This is a genomic window from Methylosinus sp. DMC45 (genome assembly GCF_056313885.1).
The window spans coordinates 300,211-317,157 of sequence record NZ_JBQUZK010000056.1 but is presented as its reverse complement, the minus strand read 5'-3'; the positions used below and the strand labels follow the sequence as shown (position 1 = coordinate 317,157).

Genomic DNA, 16,947 nt, shown 5'->3' with positions numbered 1-16,947 from the left:
CAAAAGCACTCTAGCAGATGCGCGGCAATTGCTCGCCGGATAGCCAGTCGATGATGCGGCCGCCGCCGAAGGCGGTCGTCATCTGCACGAAGCAATGCTCATCGGCGACGATCTCGCCGATGCGCGCGGCCTCTGCGCCCAGCGGATGCGCGCGCATCGTGGCGAGCAGCGCATCGGCGGCCTCGCGCGCGACCACGGCGAGCAGCTTGCCCTCATTGGCCACATGCAGAGGATCGAGCCCCAGCAGCTCGCAGGCGGCGGCCACTTGCGGCGCGATGGGAATGGCTTTCTCGTCTATGCGCACGCCGACGCGCGATTGATGCGCGATCTCATTGAGAGTCGCCGCGACGCCGCCGCGCGTCGGATCGCGCATCAGGCGAATGGCGCCGCCCGCGGTCTCCACCATAGCGGCGACCAGCTCGTGCAGCGCCGCCGTATCGGACAGCACTTCCGTATCGAAGGACAGATTTTCGCGCTTCGACATGACCGCGACGCCATGATCGCCGATCGAGCCGGAGAGCAGCACCACATCGCCCGGCCGCGCCTTGTCGCCGGACAGCGCGAGCCCGGCCGGTATGATCCCGATGCAGCTCGTCGAGATAAAGACGCCATCCGCCTTGCCGCGCTCCACCACTTTTGTGTCGCCGGTGACGATGGCGACGCCGGCCGCGCGCGAGGCTTCACCCATGCTCTGCGCAATCAGCTTCAGCTCGGCGAGCGGAAAGCCTTCCTCTATGATGAAGCTCGCCGACATATGCAGCGGCCGCGCGCCGGCCATGGCGATGTCGTTGATCGTGCCATGCACGGCGAGCTTGCCGATATCGCCGCCGGGAAAGAACAAAGGCGAGACGACATAGCCGTCCGTCGTCATCGCCATGCGCCCGGCGGGAATGTCGAAGGCCGCCTGGTCATTGCCGGCGGCGAGCCATTCATTGTCGAAGGCGGCGTGGAAAATCTCGCCGATCAGCCGCGCCATGGCGCGTCCGCCGGAGCCATGCGACAGCTCCACGCGGCCATTGCGGAGATCGAGCTTGCGGCCTGCCGGCTCATGCTTGTTCATGACGCTTTCCGCGCTTCGTTTTGATATTGCCGGAATCTTCCATAAGCCCAATAGGCGGCGCAAGAGCCTTCCGACGAGACCATGCAGGAGCCCATGGGCGTCTCCGGCGTGCAGGCGACGCCGAACAGCTTGCAATCCTGCGGGCGCTTTTGTCCGCGCAATATCGCGCCGCATTCGCAGGCGGGATTGTCGCGCGCCGGCTTGGTCTCCATGGAAAAGCGGCGCTCCACGTCATATATGGCGTAAGCGTCGCGCAGCTTCAGCGCGCTCTTTGGAATCTCGCCGAGCCCGCGCCATTCGAAGGCCTCGCGCAGCTCGAAAATCTCTGCGACCTCGTCGATGGCTCTGGCGTTGCCGTTCTCGGTGACGGCGCGGCGATATTGATTCTCGATCTCGCAGCGGCCCTCGTTGATCTGCCGCAGCAGCATCAAAATGGCCTGCAGCACATCCAGCGGCTCGAAGCCGGCGATGACGACGGGCTTGCGATAATCGCTGGCGAAGCGTCGATAGGGCGCGGAGCCGATGACGGTGGAGACATGCGCGGGGCCGACGAAGCCTTCGATCTCGACGCCATTGTCGGTGTCGAGAATGGCCTGCATCGCCGCCGGCGTCAGCACATGATTGCAGAAGATGGAGAAATTCGTGAGGCCCTTCTTCTGCGCGAGGCGAATGGCGAGCGCGGTCGGCGGCGTCGTGGTCTCGAAGCCTATGGCGAAGAAGACGATTTGGCGCTGCGGCTCCTTCTCGGCGATGGCGATGGCGTCGAGCGTCGAATAGACCATGCGAATATCGGCGCCGTCGGCCTTGGCCTTCATCAGGCTCGAGCCGCCGGAGGCGGGCACGCGCATCAGATCGGCATAGGTGCAGAGCGTCACCTCCTCGCGCGCGGCGAGGCGAATGGCGTCGTCTATGCGGCCCATCGGCAGCACGCAGACGGGGCAGCCGGGGCCGTGAATGAGGCGAATATTCTCGGGCAGCAGATCCTCTATGCCATAGCGCGAGATCGCATGCGTATGGCCGCCGCAAAATTCCATGAAGCGATATTGACGATCGCTCTGCGCTTCCGCGGCGATGCGCTGCGCTATGGCGCGGGCGAGATCGCCGTCGCGATATTCGTCGACATGCTTCATTGCGCCTCTCCCAGCGCCGCGGCCTCGCGCAGCAGAGCGAGCGTCGCCATCGCCTCTTCCTCGTCGATCTTGGCGAGCGCATAGCCGACATGCAGCACGACATAATCGCCGATCGTAAGACCATCGACGAGCGCGACGGACACCAGCTTGCCGACGCCGTCGACGCTGACGCGCGCCATATCGTCTGGCAGCAGCTCCTCGACGCGGGCGGGAATGGCGAGGCACATCTGCTTTAGACCTTTCTCATTCGCGCAATATGGGCTTGGCCGAGCGAGAGTCCGCCGTCATTCGTCGGCGCCGCGCGCGCGAGCAGCGCTTCTATTCCAAAGTCGCGAAGGCGCGAGACGAGGCCTTCGGCGAGAATTCTATTCATCATGCAGCCGCCGCCGAGCGCGACGCGCGTAACGCCTCGCGCCTGCGCCGCCGCGCAGAGCCATTGCGCGAGCGCTTCGATCAGCGTTCCATGAAACAGCTCGGCGCCTTGCGTCGCGGCGAGGCCCGGTTTCAGCAGAGCGGCGAAGAGCTTGCTCAGATCGACAATGTCATTCTCTATTGCGTAGCCATTGGCGAGCGTACGCGTGCTTTTGCACAGCGCCTCCAGCTCCATCGCCGCCTGCCCTTCATATTGCTGCACGAGCCGCACGCCGAGCAGCGCCGCGGCGGCGTCGAACATGCGGCCGAGGCTCGTCGTTCGCGCGACATTGGGCGCGCTGGCCAGCATGGCCACCTTGCCGACGAGCTCCATGCCCGGAAAGCGATCGAACGCGTCGCCGCAGCGATTCTGCGCGGCGAGCGCAGCGACGCCCATGCGCCAGGGTTCGCGCGCGGCGCGGTCGCCGCCGGGCAGCGGCAGCGGCGCGATATGGCCGAGGCGGCGCCAGCTGCCTGCATCGACCAGCATCAGTTCGCCGCCCCAGGCGCCGCCGTCGTCGCCATAGCCATAGCCGTCGAGCGCGGCGCCGAGAACGGGGCCGTCGATTTTATGCTCGGCGGCGATGGCGGCGATATGCGCGGCGTGATGCTGCACGCGAATGACGGGCAGCCCCGTCTCTTCGGCGTAGCGCGTCGAGGCGAGATCGGGGTGGAGATCGCAGGCGACGCGCTCGGGCTTCACATCGAGAATATCGAGCATTCGCACAATGGTCTCGCGATAGAAGTCGATTGTCGCGCGATCGTCGAGCGAGCCGATATGAGTCGAGACGAAAGCCTCGCGCCCACGCGTTACGGTGATGGTGGTTTTCAGATGCGCGCCGAGCGCCAGAGTGTCGGGGCCGTCGCTCGCGAGCGCTATGGGCTCGGGAACGAAGCCGCGCGCGCGACGCAAGAAGGCGGGCGCTCCGGCGATGACGGACGTCACGCTATCATCGGCGCGCGCGACAATGGCGCGATCATGGCCGACGATGAGATCGGCGATGGAGGCGAGCTTCTCGCGCGCCTCGCCGTCATCGACGATCAGCGGCTCGCCGCTCGGATTGGCGCTGGTGGCGACGAGCGCCAGATCCGCGGCGGCGTGAAACAGCAGATGATGCAGAGGCGCATAGGGCAGAATGACGCCGATGCGCGAGAGGCCGGGCGCGACGGAAGGCGCGAATTCCTCGCGCTTCTCGACGATGACGATCGGCCGCGCGCGCGATTGCAGCAGGCGCAGCGATTGCGCGTCGAAGACGCCCGCGCGCATCGCCGAATCCTGATCGGCGACCATCACGGCGAAAGGCTTTGCGTCGCGGCCCTTGCGGCGGCGCAGCTCGGCGACGGCCGCCTCATTGCGCGCATCGCAGAGGAGATGAAAGCCTCCAATTCCCTTCAGCGCGACAATGCCGCCGTTTTGGAGAGTCGCGACGATTTGCTGGATGATCGAGCTTGAAGGCTCGCGGTCCATTGCGGCGCTCGGACCGCGAGCCTTCAGGCTCGCACCCTGCGGCCCCAGATAGGCGAGCCGCGGACCGCATTTCGGGCAGGCGATCGGCTGCGCGTGAAAGCGCCGATTGGTCGGGTCTGCGTAATCGCGCGCGCAATCCTCGCACATAGCGAAAGGCGCCATAGAGGTTTGTGCGCGATCATAGGGCAGGCGCCGCGTCAGCGTGTAGCGCGGGCCGCAATGGGTGCAATTGACGAAAGGATAGAGATAGAAACGGCTCTTCGGATCGAAGAGATCATTCAGGCAGTCGTCGCAGACGGCGGCGTCCGGCGTTATGCGCGTCTGCGTCTTGCCGTCGTGGCTCGGCTCGATCGAGAATTTGGCGTCGCGCAGCGGCGTGATCGTCTCGCATTCCAGCGTGTCGATGCGCGCGAGCGGCGGCGGCTCGCGTCGCAGCGCCGCGACGAAATCATCGACGCGCGCGCCTTCCACCTCCATCAGCACGCCTCGAGAATCATTGCGCACGAAGCCGGCGAGGGCGTAGCGGTCGGCGAGCGAATGCACGAAAGGACGAAAGCCGACGCCCTGCACGGCGCCGGTCACGCGCAGCCTCAGCCTCGTCGCCTCGTTCGACGGCATGCGCCTCTTCTCCTCACTTCGCCGCGGCGGCGCGCGCGCTTCTCGCGGCGGCCCGCGCCGCGCGCGCCTCGATCCAGGCGTAGAAGGCCGCCATGCCTTCGCCGCTGCGCGCGGAGACGACCAATGTCTGCAGATCGGGATTGACCTTCAGCGCATTGGCGAGACAGCGGCCGACATCGAACTCCACATGCGGCAGAAGATCGGATTTGTTCAGCAGCATCAGATCGGAGGCCGCGAACATTTCGGGATATTTGAGCGGCTTGTCCTCACCCTCCGTCACCGAGAGCACGACGACCTTATGCGCCTCGCCGAGATCGAAGGCGGCGGGGCAGACGAGATTGCCGACATTCTCGATGAAGAGCAGCGAGGAGGGCGCGACGGAAAGCTCGGCGAGCGCGCGCGAGACCATATGCGCATCGAGATGGCAGCCCTTGCCGGTGTTGATCTGCAAGGCCGGAACGCCGGTCGCGCGGATGCGCTCGGCGTCATTGGAGGTCTGCTGGTCGCCTTCGATGACGGAAATGGGAAAGCGGTCTTTCAGATCGGTGATCGTGCGCACGAGCAGCTGCGTCTTGCCCGAGCCGGGGCTGGAGACGAAGTTGAGCGCGAAGACGCCGGATTGCTCGAAGCGCACCCGGTTCTCGCGCGCATGGTCGTTGTTCTTGGAGAGAATGTCCCGCTCTATGCGGACGATGCGCTCCTGGCTGAGGCCGGGAACGTGAACGCCCGCAGGGCCGGAGCCATAATCGTGACGATGGCCGTGATCGTCGTGCGAATGATCGTGATCGTGATCATGCGCGTGAGGATGGTTGTGATCGTGCGGATGCGGGTGATCATGATGATGATGGTCGTGGTCATGATCATGGTGGTGATCGTGATCATGACCATGATGATGGTCGTGAGCGTGGCCATGAGCGTGATCATGCGCATGATCATGCGCATGATCATGCGGATGGTCGTGGCTATGCTCTGGCTTTCCTTCGATGCTGGACGTTCCGCAGCCGCAGACCGTGCACATTAGTCGACCTCCAGTTCCTGCACCCGCATATCCTCGCCGCCGGTGACTTGGACATGATATCCGCCGCAGTCCGGGCAAGGACCAAATCTCTCTTGGACGGCGACGGTCTTGGCGCAATCGAGGCACCAGCCTTCGCCGGGAATGCGCAATATGTCGAGCCGCGCGCCTCGAGCGATTCCGCCATGCGTCACCGCCTCGAAGCAGAAGCGGATCGCCTCCGGCTCCACATGGCTCAGCGCGCCGATCTCGAGCCGCACCACGCGCACGCGGGAAAAGCCCTGCTTGCGGCTCTCTTCCTCGATCAGCTCGACGATGCTCTCGGTCAGCGCCATCTCATGCATAGGCGGCCTCGCGCAGCTCGACGTGAAAGGCGACGCAAGGATCGAAAAGGCCGGCGAGGCGCGTGATCGTCTGCGCCGCCGCGGCGCGCGGAATGCGCGCGCCGAGCAGGGCGGCGACGAAAGGTCCGGCGGGATGGAAATTCCATTCTGTCGGCGCGATGATCGCATAATTCTCGATCCTATCGTCCGGTGTGAGCCGAACCCAATGATACAGCTCCCCGCGCGAAGTTTCGACCGCGCAATAGGCTTCGCGCGCAGCGGGAGCGTCGCTGCGCGAAGAGTCTTCCGCGCCATTGGAGAGGCGCGCCACGAGCCGATCGAGATCGATCATGCGGGCGGAAAAGCGCGCGCAGATCGCGCCGCGCGACAGATCGGTCTCGCGCCAATGACGCGCGAATGCGCCGGTCTCCGGCGCGCGGCCGGCGATGCTGGGCGTAGCGCTGAAGCTTTCGCCCTGCGCTCTTATTCCCTCCAGCACGAGGGCGTCGTCCTCTGCGCGCAGCGCATCGGGCGCGCTCGCGGCTATGGCGGGGCTGCGCGCCAGCGCGCGCGACAATTTGCCGAAAGGCGTATCGCCGCCCATAGCGTCCAGCAGGCCGATCTTCGCCGTCTCGGCGCGCAGACGGGCGGCGGTCGCGGCGCGGTCGCGCGCGTCGCCTGTCGCGAGCTCGCGCGTCAGCGTCAGAACGGCGCGCAGGGCGGTCGGCGGAACCGCGTCCTCCGCCATTGTCGCCAGCGCGCGCAATGTCTCGGAGAGGCGCTCGCAATCGAGCGCGACGAGATCTTGCGGCGTGGGCTTGCGAATGTCTCCGCGCGCCGCGGCGATGGCGCGCGAGGCGGCGAAAGCGTGGGAGAGGCCGCAGAGCGAGAACAGCCGTCCGGCGAGCGGCGCGACTTCCGCGGCGGGGCGGCCGCGAAACAGACGCGTGAGATGCGCGGGCCGGCTCGAGCGCACGCGCACCGAGCAAATGCGCTCATCGGCGAGCTCGGCGACGATGGAGATCGCGCCGGGGCCGAGCCCTCCGAGATCGGCGCCCGCGCTCATGGCGAGGCCTCTTCGTCGCCGCGTCGACGGCCGCCGAACAATGCGCGCCGATCGAGGGCGGCGGTCGGCTCCGTCTCGCGCTTCGGCGCTTCGTTCAGCGTTGGATCGAGCAATGCGTCGAGCGCCGCGTGCGCCGCTGTTCGCGCGGCGTCGTGATCGGCGAACTCATCCATGGGCGAGAACAGCGAGCAGGCGGCGATGCGGCCGAAGCCGTCGATCTCGCTGACATTGAAATCGACGTCGCCGGCGGGAAAGCGCAATTGCAGCCGCGCTGGATCAGGGAAGGGCGCCTCGGCGCCCTCGCGCGGCGCGGCGACGACGAGATTGGCGAACCAGGGCGTGACGATCACGCCCAGCGCATAAGGGCCGAAGTCGCGAAAGCCGACGGGCTCCACCGTGAGCGCCTCGTTGCAGAGGCCGGAGTCCCGCATCGACGTCGCATGGACGCGGCGGTAGAAATCCGCGAGCTTCTCGCCTCTCGCCGCGGCGTCGCTCAATTCTCGCACCTCAAGAATTTCTCTTGCGGCGCGTCGCATTCGGGGCAGCGCCAGTCGGCGGGAAGATCGGCGAAGGCGACGCCGGGCGGAATCTGCCAGACGGGATCGCCGTCGGCCGGATCATAGACATGCCAGCACACGCCGCATTCCATGCGTGCGTCGGGGGCGATATCGCGAAGCGTTTCGTCGCTCATGTGAAATAGGCCTCGTGAATCTCGCGCAGACGCTCCGCCGAATCGTGGAAATCCTCGTCGGCGGCGCAGGCGGCGGCGGGCGTGTCGCCGATCTCCAGCGTATCGAGGATGATCGTGCCCATGGCGTTGAAGAATTGCACCGACCACACATTGCGGGCGCCGGTCGCGGTGATCTTGGCGGAGCCATAGCCGCGCGAGATCAGCTGCACGGGTCCATTGCCGAGCGTTTGCTGCAAATGCTCCATGTCGATCTCGGACACGGGCAGAAGCGAGAAATTGATGACATGCGACGGATCGCCGGCTTTGTGCGCGCGCATGCGGGCGTCGATCTCGGCCAGCATGGGCATCACATTCATCGCGCCTTCGGGCTCCGCGCCTATGGCGATGCGCTCGGCGGTGACTTTCGCCGCGCGCTCGACGACATGGGGAATGGCGGCGATCTCGAGATAATCGGCCGTGAGCCGTCCTTGCGCATCGGTGAAGCGCACGCGCCACAGGCCCGCCATGGAGGCCTCGAGGATTTGCGCGGTGACGCCGTCGGGGAGCGCGGCGACGCCGCTCACCTCGCCCTCGCCGAGCACTTGGCCGATGAGCTCGCGCTCTTTCGCCTCATAGTCGGTGATGTCGAAGAGCTTGCCCGGCGCATCGGCGCGCTGCGCGGCGAGCGCATCGGCGAGCTGCGGCAGCAGAGCGGCGGCGCGGGGGCATTCGGCGACGGCCTGCTCGCCGGTCGCGGTCGCGAGAAAAGAGATGACGCTGCGCTTGGTTTCGGCCTCGGCGTCATAGCCGATCGGCATGACCGTCATCGCTTCATCGGCGCCGTCCGGCGAAACCCAGAATCCGGCTTTCATGAACTCGTCTCCCCTTCCGTGAAGGTGATGCGCACGCGCGGCTCTTTCGGCGGCGCGGCCTGCAATTGCAGCAGCGCCTCGATCCGAGAGAGATATTCGGACCAGTCATAGACTTTCGGCAGCACGCCCAGCGTCTCGCTTCCATAGGTCACGACGAGGCTCGGATAGACGCAAACGCTGAAGCGTCCCTCCAGCGTCTTCTCGGCCGCGGGCGCGATGATGGCGGCGCGCAGCCGGCCGGCGAAGGCCTTGACCAGCTGTGGAAAGATGATCGCCACATCATGGGTCTCGCTGCGCTGCGCGGGATCGCCGCCGAAAAAGAGCAGAGAATGCGCGCTCGCGCCGGGCTCTGGCGTGAGAAAAGCGTCGATATTGGTCTCGTCCAGCAGAGCGACGCCGGATTTTTCGCTCAGCGCCAGCTGCAACGACCCGGACATGCGGTCCTCCCATTTTATTTTTGCCGAGGAGGCCGCAATCGCCATGCCATGGGCGGCTCGCGACGGCGACGCGCTAGGCGACTGAGTCGAAAGAAGCTTTCCAGCAGGAGCCGAAGGCTCGGCAGGCCGTATCTGGAATGTAGCTTATCATTCTGGATAGAAGTTTTCCAGAGTGGTCACTTGCGCAGGAATTCGGGCAGCTGCGGCTCGCGGTCGACCAGATCCGCGAAAAGATGATCGACATTCTCGCCGGCGAGGGCTTTTTCCACTGCGTCCAGAGCGTCGTCGATTTGCGCGGCCTCGAGCGGGTCCAACACGCGGACCGCCGTGCCGACATGGACCAGCACCTTGGTCCCGGCGGGCTGCGCGCCGACCAGCGCCATGGAGACGGCGTGGCGTTCGCCGCGCCGCTCGCATAGCGCTTCGAAAGCGTCGCCTTCGACGACGGTCATGGGAAAGCCGACGCACATGCTCGCGTTCCGTCAGCGCCAGGAGGAAGCGCGCCAGGGCTTGAACCAGAGGCCCACGGCGACGACCATCGAGCCCCAGCCGAGCGCCATCGCCATGGCGAGCAGATGATCCGGCTCGGTGAAAATATGGGCGATGTCATAGGCGAGATCGTTCGGATGCGCGCCCGGATGCGCCATGGCCGTCGCCGGAAGCAGAAAAGCGGCGGCGGCAGCCGCGAAACGGATCGTTTTCATGGTCTCGTCTCCTCATCGGCGGCGCCGAGGCGCCTCTCATAGGCGCTGTGGTCTAGGTCATGCGCCAGCAGGCGCTGGAAGCTCTGCGCGCTCTCCGCGCGTGGGCGTAGCTCGACGCCCCATTCTGTCAGAGTCGCGACCGCTGCGTCGAGCGCCGGCTCGATCGCGGCGACGACCGGCGGCGTCAGCGGGCCGCCCCAATCCTCGAGGTCCTGCGGCTGGCAGCCGATCAGCGCGAGGCGCGAGGGATAGCGGCCGAGCAGATCGGCGGCGGAGAGCACCTCCTGAAAGCCGGTCTGATGCAGGCTCATCTTCTTCGCGCCCATGAAGCGCGGAACCTCGCCGTCGCGCACGATGCGCAAGGTTCCGGGCTCGAGCCCATAGTCTATGGCGTCGAAGACGAGCAGCTGATCGCAGGCCTCGACGAATTGCACCAGATAGAGGCCCTGCGTGCCGCCGTCGAGAATGGTGACGTCGCCGCTCGTCTCATAGCGCGCATGGAACTCCTCCACCGCGCGCACGCCGAAGCCTTCATCGGCCCAGAGAATATTGCCTATGCCGAGAATGAGAGTGCGCATCGCTTTATTCTCCCGTCATCGCGAGCGGAGCGAAGCGATCCAGGGGCCGTCTCGCGACTCTGGATTGCTTCGTCGCGTCGCTCCGCGCGATGACGATCTCACTTGTCGGCCTCGTCGCGGAACACGCGCTCGCCGGAGATCATCGAGGAGATGAGGCTCTGGCGGGAGACGATATCCTCGCGCACGGCGGTGTAGATGTGGATAATCACGAAGAGCACGACGCCCCACATGGCGAGATGATGCCAGGTGTGGACGTCCTGGCTGTTCGGCCAGATCGCGAACACCCATCCGAACAGCTTGTATTGCCAGCTGTCGCGGCCCTCGCCCTCGGAGTAGAGCGCGAAGCCTGTCACCACCAGAAAGGCCAGGTTGAGCATGAAGAGATGCATCACCAGATGGCCGAGCGGATTATGGCCGATGTATTTCTTCGGCTGCTTCACCAGGAAGGAATACCAGCCCGCCTCGTAGAGAATGCCCGACAGCCATTGGCGGTCCCACACCGGCAGATAGAAAATCTGCTTGGCGTGCTCGTTGCCGACGAAGGCCCAATAGATGCGCAGCAGCAGCGCCACGGCGAGCACATAGCCCGCCGAGAAATGCGCGAAGCGTATATAGCCCATCAGGAACTGCGAGCTCGCTTCGCCGGGCGTCGAAGGCAATGGCGAGGCGATGAAATAGCCCGTCGTCGCCAGCACGACGATCGCCGCCGCATTGATCCAGTGCCAGAGCCGCACCGGCGCCTCATAGACATAGACGCTCTGCAGCTCGGCAGCTTTTTCGCCGTGAGCGTCGAGCACGCCATGGATTTGCGTCGCCTCGGTCATGACCTCGCCTCCTCAGCGAACCTTGACTTGCGTCATCTCCTGGCCGTCCTCGCTCATCACATGCGTGGAGCAGGCGAGGCAGGGATCGAAGGAGTGGATGGTGCGCAGAATCTCGAGCGGCTTTTGCGGATCGGCCAGCGGCGTGTCCATCAGCGAGGCCTCGAAAGCGCCGATATTGCCCTTGGGATCGCGCGGGCTGCCATTCCAAGTGGTCGGCACGACGCATTGGTAATTCTCGATCTTGCCGTCCTTCACCTTGATCCAATGGGCGAGCGCGCCGCGCGGCGCCTCGGTGAAGCCGAAACCCTTGGCCTCCTTCGGCCAGGCCTGCGGGTTCCATTTGTCGATATTGGCGGTGGAGGAATCGCCGGCCTTGATATTGGCGATCAGCTTGTTCTGGAAGTGCTCCATCTTGCGCACCGCCCATTGCGCCTCCAGCGCGCGCGCCGCCGTGCGGCCGAGCGTCGAGAAAAGCGCCGTCACCGGCACGCCGAGCTTCTTCAGGAACTCGTCGGTCGGCTCCTTGAACTCCGCCTTGCCCTGAGCGTAGCCGACGATATAGCGCGCCAGCGGTCCCACCTCGACGGCGTTGCCGCGCCAGCGCGGCGCCTTGATCCAGGAATATTTGCCGGCTTCGTCCAGCTCCTGAATATTGGTCGGCGTGCCCTTGGCGTTGGGGCCGAGCTTGTAATTGGGCTCGGTGATTCCGTCCCAGGGATGCAGCCCCTTGGTCTCGTCCGGGTATTTGTACCAGGAGTGGGTGACGAACTCCTGGATCTGCTCGGGATCGGTGTGATCGACCGGGAAAATCTCTTTCAGATTGCCATTGAGGATCACGCCACGCGGCAGGCCGAGATTGCCGGGAGAAAAATCATTGGCGTGCTCGGGAATATCGCCATAGGCCATGACATTCTTGCCGGAGAGGCCGCCGCCATAGAGCCAATCCTTGTAGAAGGAGCCGATGGCGAGCACATCCGGCAGATAGACCTTCTCGACGAAGTCGATCGACTGCTGAATGATCGAGGTGACGTCGTTGAGGCGCTCCATATTGATCGCGCCGACCGCGCCATTGCCATCGACATTGATGGCGCAAGGCACGCCGCCGACGAGCCAGTTGGGATGCGGATTCTTGCCGCCGAAGATCGTCTGGACCTTCACGATCTCCTTCTGGAAATCGAGCGCTTCGAGATAATGCGCGACCGCCATGAGGTTCGCTTCCGGCGGAAGCTTATAGGCCGCATGGCCCCAATAGCCGTTCTTGAACGGGCCGAGCTGTCCCGACTCGACGAATTTCTTCAAGCGGATCTGCAGATCCTTGAAATAGCCGGGCGAGGACAAAGGCCAATCGGAGATCGACTGCGCCAGCGCCGAAGTCGCCTTGGGATCGGCGGAGAGCGCCGAGACCACATCGACCCAGTCGAGCGCGTGAAGATGATAGAAATGCACGAGATGATCGTGCACCTGCAGCGCCAGCTGCATCATATTGCGGATGGAGTTGGCGTTCTCGGGAATGGTGATGCCGAGCGCGTTCTCCACCGCGCGCACCGAGGTGAGCGCATGTGTGCCGGTGCAGACGCCGCAGATGCGCTGCGTGAAGGCCCAGGCGTCGCGCGGATCGCGGCCCTTCAGAATGACCTCTATGCCGCGCCACATGGTGCCGGTCGAGACCGCGTTGCGGATCACATTGTTCTTGTCGACATTGACCTCGACGCGGAGGTGTCCCTCGATGCGCGTGACCGGATCGACGACGATGCGCTTGCCGGAATTGTCGAGATTGAAGCCGTTCGGCGTCTGAATGCCCATGATCGCGTTTCCTCGAGATCGGCCGTTGCCGGTGTAATTCTTGTCCAGAGTGGCCAGTAGGAGCTTCCCTCATCCTGAGGAGCGGCCGAAGGCCGCGTCTCGAAGGACGAGGGAAGCGTCACGCGCGCCCTCTGGAACTCGCCCCTCGTGCTTCGAGACGGCGGCTACGCCGCCTCCTCAGCATGAGGGGCGAGGGTTGCGCTGTCGCGCGATTACCCTTCGTGCTTGGCAGTGATGCGCTTCACCGCGGTGACGCCGGCATGGACGGCGACGGCGCCGCCGACGACGGCCGCGGCCGCGAGGCCCACCTCATCGGCGTTATGCTCTATGCCGAAATGGTTGATCTTGGTCAGCCGGTCGTAGAAGGAGCCCTTATCCCAGAAATCCTCTTCCGAGCAGCCGATGCAGCCATGGCCGGACTGGATGGGGAAGGAGACGCCGCCGTTCCAGCGCACGGTGGAGCAGGCGTTATAGGTCGTCGGACCCTTGCAGCCCATTTTGTAGAGGCAATGGCCCTTGCGCGCCGCCTCATCGTCCCATTCCTCCACGAACTGCCCGGCGTCGAAATGCGGGCGGCGATAGCATTTGTCGTGGATGCGCTGGGAGTAGAACATTTTCGGCCGGCCCTGCCGGTCGAGTTCCGGCAGCCGGCCGAAAGTGGTGACGTAAGTGACCACGCCGGTCATCACCTCGGCGATGGGCGGGCAGCCGGGTACCTTGATGATCGGCTTGTCCTTGATGACCTTGTCGATCGGTGTCGCTTGCGTCGGATTGGGCTTGGCCGCCTGCACGCAGCCCCAGGAGGCGCAGGCGCCCCAGGCGATGATCGCCATGGCGTCCTCGGCCATCCATTTCAGCTTCTCGACGAAGGGCTTGCCGCCGTCGATGCAGAACATGCCGCCCTCGTTCAGGGGCGGATTGCCCTCGACGGCCAGAATATATTTGCCCTTGTACTTTTCCTTCGTCTCCTCGAGAATCGCCTCGGCCTGATGGCCGGCGGCGGCCATGATGGTGTCGTCATAGTCGAGCGAGATCATCGACAGCACGACGTCCTTGGCCAGCGGATGCGCCGAGCGGATGAAGCTCTCCGAGCAGCAGGTGCATTCGAGCCCATGCATCCAGATCACCGGAATGCGCGGCTTGGTCTCCAGCGCCTGCGCCATTTGCATGGCGGCGGTCTGGCCGAGGCCGAGGCTCGCCGCGGTGAGCGAGCAGAATTTGGTGAAGCTGCGGCGCGTGACGCCCTGACGGCGAATGACGTCGTAGAAGGTTTCGATGGCGGCCATTTCCTTCCCCACCTTTGTGCAATGCGGCATTCGCGCGAAGGCGCCGCTTGGGGAGAGAACGGCAAGATGCGGGCCAGCGCGAGGGTAAGGAGAATCTTTCCAGGCTCTCAGGCGATTGCCGAAAATCTCTTCGCTCGGGGAGGGCGTCGCGAGGAGAAGCCGCTTTCCAGTCGCGGAAAGAGTCTAGACAGTCAATGCGCCGTGCAGACCATGCAGGGGTCGAAGGAGCGCACGATATGCTGCACCGCGACATTGGTCGCGCCCGCTTCGCCCACATCGAGCCCGGCCAGCGCCTGCTCCAGCGGGCCGGGATTGCCGGCGGCGTCGCGCGGCGAGAAATTCCAGGTCGTCGGCGCGATGATCTGATAGCGCTCGATCTGACCGTCGCGGAAGCTCGCCCAATGGCCGAGCGTTCCGCGCGCCGCCTCGACGAAGCCGACGAAGGCGCCGTCGGCGAGCGGCGCGTCCGGCGCGCAATAAGGCTCGCTCGGCGCCAGCGCGCGGGTCCAATCCTCCATCGCCTCGGTGAGCAGCGCGATCTCCAGGACGCGCGCGACGATGCGGGCGAGGACGGTGGAGCCGCCGCCACGCGCGAGCAGATCGCCGATCAGCGGATGGCCGGCGACGGCCTGACGCGCCAGAGCGCCCACCTCCACCGCGCGGCCCTCGAGCCGCGGCGCCTTGGCGAAACTATAGGCTCCCTCGCGGCGAATGTCGGGAAGCGTGTCGGCGCGCGCAGGATCGGCGGCGGTGTCGCGCATATAGGCGTGCGAGACATCCTCCTCGACATGATCGAGCGGCGGCTCGCGCAGCCCGCCCGTCCTCGTGTCGAGGAGGCCGGCGGGGAAGCGATGGCCCTCCGGCCCGAGATAGGCTCCGGCGGAGAGCAGCAGGCCGGGACCGCGTCCCATCTCCTCGAGGCGAAGATCGCGGGCGATGCGGAGGAAGGCGGAAAAATCGCCGGCGGCGCTGTCCGCGAAGCGATCGAGCTCCTCGCTCGAGGAGAGGGCGGTCACGGTCTCGAGCGGCGCGGCGAAGAGCGTGCGCTCGAGAAAGGCGCGAAAATCCGCGAGCAGGGCGCGCAGCCGCATCTCGTCGCCCAGCGCCAGCGCCCGCGTGACGCCGCCGGCGCGGAAGGCGAGGCTGTGCGGCCATTTGCCGGCGATCAGCCCCATCGTCTCCAGCAGCCGCGCGCGCGCCGGCAGCGCCTCGCGCAGCGCCGCCCCGGAGACCGCCTTGAAGCGCGCCTCCGCGGCGCTGTGCCAGGGCCGGCCGGCATAAGCGGCGCGGGCGAAATCCGGCATGAAGAAGACGTAGAAATGCGTGAGATGGTCGGCGATATTCTCCGCCGCATGGGCGATATTGGTGGCGAGCAGCCCGTTGGGCGCGGGCGCGATCGGCTGGGCGGCGCGCAGCACAGCGGCGGCGGCCAGAGATTGCGAGACCGAGCAAATGCCGCAGATGCGCGGCGCGATCGCCAGCGCGTCGGCGGCCGGACGGCCGAGCAGCAATTGCTCGAAGCCGCGATAGAGCGAGGCCGAGACGCGCGCCTCGCGCACCACGCCATTCTCGACGTCGAGCGTCACCTCGAGATCGCCCTCGACGCGATTGAATGGCCCGACGACGATGCGGCTCATGGCTTCTTCTTCTCGGTCCCCGGGGTCGGGGCGCGGGCGACACGGTCGCTGCGGGCGTTCTCGCGCACGCGTTTGGGCATCGCCGATTTGGAGAGGGCGGCGAGCGCCACGAACCAAGCTTTCGGCATATCCAGCGGCAGGCCGACCGGAATGCCGCCGATCTTGGGCGTGCGATGGACGCCGCGCGTCGCCTCGAAGCCGGGCGAGGTGCAGGCGATGCAGGTCGAGCCCGCCTGGGTGCAGGAGCCGCCGCCGTTCCAGGCGCGCTGATTGCAATCGCCGACCGCCTGCGTCGCCTTGCAGCCCAAATGCTCCATCAGGCAACCGCGCTCCGAGAAGTCCTCGGCGCTGGCCTTGAACTCGTAGAATTCATTGCGGCTGCAGCCGTGATGGGCGAGATGGTCGGCGAAAATGCGCGGCCGGCCGTAATCATCCATATCGGCCTGCGTGAAGCGGCCGAGCGAGAGCGCGAGCAGCGTCTCCATGATCCAGCCCGGATGCGGCGCGCAGCCGGAGACATTGACGACCGGCAGCCCTTTGACCGAGCGATAATCCGGCCCCAGCGCCCCGCCCATATCGACGCCGGAATATTGCAGCCCGCTGGCGCCCGTCGGGTCGGGCGCGCCGGCGGGCACGCCGCCGAAAGCGGCGCAGCTTCCCACCGCCACGCAATAATCGGCGCGCGGCGCCAGAGCGCGCGCCCAATCCAGCATGCTGCGGCCGGTGCCGGAGAGCTTGTTGAAAAGGCCGGTGCCCTCCGGCCCGTGGAGGATGGAGCCCTCTATGCAGAGCGCGCCGAGCTTTTGCTCGCCGCGCTCGACGCGGGCGAGAATGGCGCGGGCTTCCTCGCCGGTCTCCTCGCTCACGCTCGGATGCCAGAGCAGGCGCATGCCGAAGCCGCGCAGCTCCTCGAACCAGCCGGAAGCGCCGCGCTCCAGCGTCGCCATCGTGCAGCCGCCGCAGCTGCCGGCCTGCAGCCAGAGCAGAGTGAAATCGTCGCGCGCCTTCGTCATCACCAGCCAATTGTAGAACAATCGGCCAAGAC

19 protein-coding genes are annotated in these 16,947 nt (G+C 65.7%); all 19 read right to left on the bottom strand.

The window, feature by feature from the left end; translation table 11 throughout:
- Nucleotides 1–10: 10 nt before the first annotated feature.
- The 19 genes from hypE to ACT53T_RS20525 all read right to left on the bottom strand — a co-directional run bounded on the left by hypE (nt 11) and on the right by ACT53T_RS20525 (nt 16,915).
- A complete protein-coding gene (gene hypE / locus ACT53T_RS20615) occupies nt 11–1,060 on the bottom strand; it encodes a hydrogenase expression/formation protein HypE (RefSeq protein WP_476162648.1) in 1,050 nt (349 codons plus the stop codon).
- On the bottom strand, nt 1,057–2,190 hold the full coding sequence (gene hypD / locus ACT53T_RS20610; RefSeq protein WP_476162647.1) for a hydrogenase formation protein HypD: 1,134 nt from the start codon (nt 2,188–2,190) through the stop codon (nt 1,057–1,059). The genes hypE and hypD overlap by 4 nt, the downstream gene beginning before the upstream one ends.
- Nucleotides 2,187–2,417 carry a HypC/HybG/HupF family hydrogenase formation chaperone gene (locus ACT53T_RS20605; RefSeq protein WP_018266933.1) on the bottom strand — a complete coding sequence of 77 codons (231 nt, stop codon included), beginning with the start codon at nt 2,415–2,417 and terminating at the stop codon, nt 2,187–2,189. Before ACT53T_RS20605 ends, hypD begins: the two co-directional genes overlap by 4 nt.
- 5 nt (nt 2,418–2,422) lie before the next feature.
- On the bottom strand, nt 2,423–4,687 hold the full coding sequence (hypF, locus tag ACT53T_RS20600) for a carbamoyltransferase HypF (RefSeq protein ID WP_476162646.1): 2,265 nt from the start codon (nt 4,685–4,687) through the stop codon (nt 2,423–2,425).
- Nucleotides 4,688–4,700: 13 nt separating this feature from the next.
- Nucleotides 4,701–5,705, bottom strand: coding sequence for a hydrogenase nickel incorporation protein HypB (gene hypB, locus ACT53T_RS20595; protein ID WP_476162645.1), 1,005 nt, complete (start codon nt 5,703–5,705; stop codon nt 4,701–4,703).
- Nucleotides 5,705–6,046 carry a hydrogenase maturation nickel metallochaperone HypA gene (gene hypA, locus ACT53T_RS20590; RefSeq protein ID WP_476162644.1) on the bottom strand — a complete coding sequence of 114 codons (342 nt, stop codon included), beginning with the start codon at nt 6,044–6,046 and terminating at the stop codon, nt 5,705–5,707. The genes hypB and hypA overlap by 1 nt, the downstream gene beginning before the upstream one ends.
- Entirely contained in the window at nt 6,039–7,091 is a 1,053-nt protein-coding gene (locus ACT53T_RS20585) for a nickel-dependent hydrogenase large subunit (RefSeq protein WP_476162643.1), read from the bottom strand. The genes hypA and ACT53T_RS20585 overlap by 8 nt, the downstream gene beginning before the upstream one ends.
- Complete coding sequence (gene hybE / locus ACT53T_RS20580; RefSeq protein ID WP_476162642.1) at nt 7,088–7,597, bottom strand: [NiFe]-hydrogenase assembly chaperone HybE; 510 nt, start codon at nt 7,595–7,597, stop codon at nt 7,088–7,090. Before hybE ends, ACT53T_RS20585 begins: the two co-directional genes overlap by 4 nt.
- A complete protein-coding gene (locus ACT53T_RS20575) occupies nt 7,585–7,782 on the bottom strand; it encodes a rubredoxin (protein WP_476162641.1) in 198 nt (65 codons plus the stop codon). Before ACT53T_RS20575 ends, hybE begins: the two co-directional genes overlap by 13 nt.
- The gene (locus ACT53T_RS20570) at nt 7,779–8,633 is read right to left on the bottom strand and encodes a hydrogenase expression/formation protein (RefSeq protein WP_018266925.1); all 855 of its coding nucleotides are present in this window, start codon (nt 8,631–8,633) and stop codon (nt 7,779–7,781) included. Before ACT53T_RS20570 ends, ACT53T_RS20575 begins: the two co-directional genes overlap by 4 nt.
- A complete protein-coding gene (locus ACT53T_RS20565) occupies nt 8,630–9,070 on the bottom strand; it encodes a thioredoxin domain-containing protein (RefSeq protein WP_476162640.1) in 441 nt (146 codons plus the stop codon). The genes ACT53T_RS20570 and ACT53T_RS20565 overlap by 4 nt, the downstream gene beginning before the upstream one ends.
- Nucleotides 9,071–9,246: 176 nt before the next feature.
- Nucleotides 9,247–9,540, bottom strand: coding sequence for a HypC/HybG/HupF family hydrogenase formation chaperone (locus tag ACT53T_RS20560; protein ID WP_476162639.1), 294 nt, complete (start codon nt 9,538–9,540; stop codon nt 9,247–9,249).
- Nucleotides 9,541–9,552: 12 nt separating this feature from the next.
- The gene (locus tag ACT53T_RS20555) at nt 9,553–9,774 is read right to left on the bottom strand and encodes a hypothetical protein (protein ID WP_476162638.1); all 222 of its coding nucleotides are present in this window, start codon (nt 9,772–9,774) and stop codon (nt 9,553–9,555) included.
- Nucleotides 9,771–10,352: a HyaD/HybD family hydrogenase maturation endopeptidase gene (locus tag ACT53T_RS20550; protein WP_476162637.1), complete on the bottom strand. Its 582-nt coding sequence runs from the start codon at nt 10,350–10,352 to the stop codon at nt 9,771–9,773. Before ACT53T_RS20550 ends, ACT53T_RS20555 begins: the two co-directional genes overlap by 4 nt.
- A 98-nt stretch (nt 10,353–10,450) precedes the next feature.
- Nucleotides 10,451–11,176, bottom strand: a complete 726-nt coding sequence (gene cybH, locus ACT53T_RS20545; protein ID WP_476162636.1) for a Ni/Fe-hydrogenase, b-type cytochrome subunit — start codon at nt 11,174–11,176, stop codon at nt 10,451–10,453.
- A 12-nt stretch (nt 11,177–11,188) separates the two neighbouring features.
- On the bottom strand, nt 11,189–12,979 hold the full coding sequence (locus ACT53T_RS20540) for a nickel-dependent hydrogenase large subunit (protein WP_476162635.1): 1,791 nt from the start codon (nt 12,977–12,979) through the stop codon (nt 11,189–11,191).
- A gap of 212 nt (nt 12,980–13,191) precedes the next feature.
- Nucleotides 13,192–14,265 carry a hydrogenase small subunit gene (locus ACT53T_RS20535; protein WP_476162634.1) on the bottom strand — a complete coding sequence of 358 codons (1,074 nt, stop codon included), beginning with the start codon at nt 14,263–14,265 and terminating at the stop codon, nt 13,192–13,194.
- A 191-nt stretch (nt 14,266–14,456) separates the two neighbouring features.
- Complete coding sequence (locus ACT53T_RS20530) at nt 14,457–15,902, bottom strand: nickel-dependent hydrogenase large subunit (protein ID WP_476162633.1); 1,446 nt, start codon at nt 15,900–15,902, stop codon at nt 14,457–14,459.
- On the bottom strand, nt 15,899–16,915 hold the full coding sequence (locus ACT53T_RS20525) for an NADH-quinone oxidoreductase subunit B family protein (protein ID WP_476162828.1): 1,017 nt from the start codon (nt 16,913–16,915) through the stop codon (nt 15,899–15,901). The genes ACT53T_RS20530 and ACT53T_RS20525 overlap by 4 nt, the downstream gene beginning before the upstream one ends.
- Between the last annotated feature and the right edge of the window lie 32 nt (nt 16,916–16,947).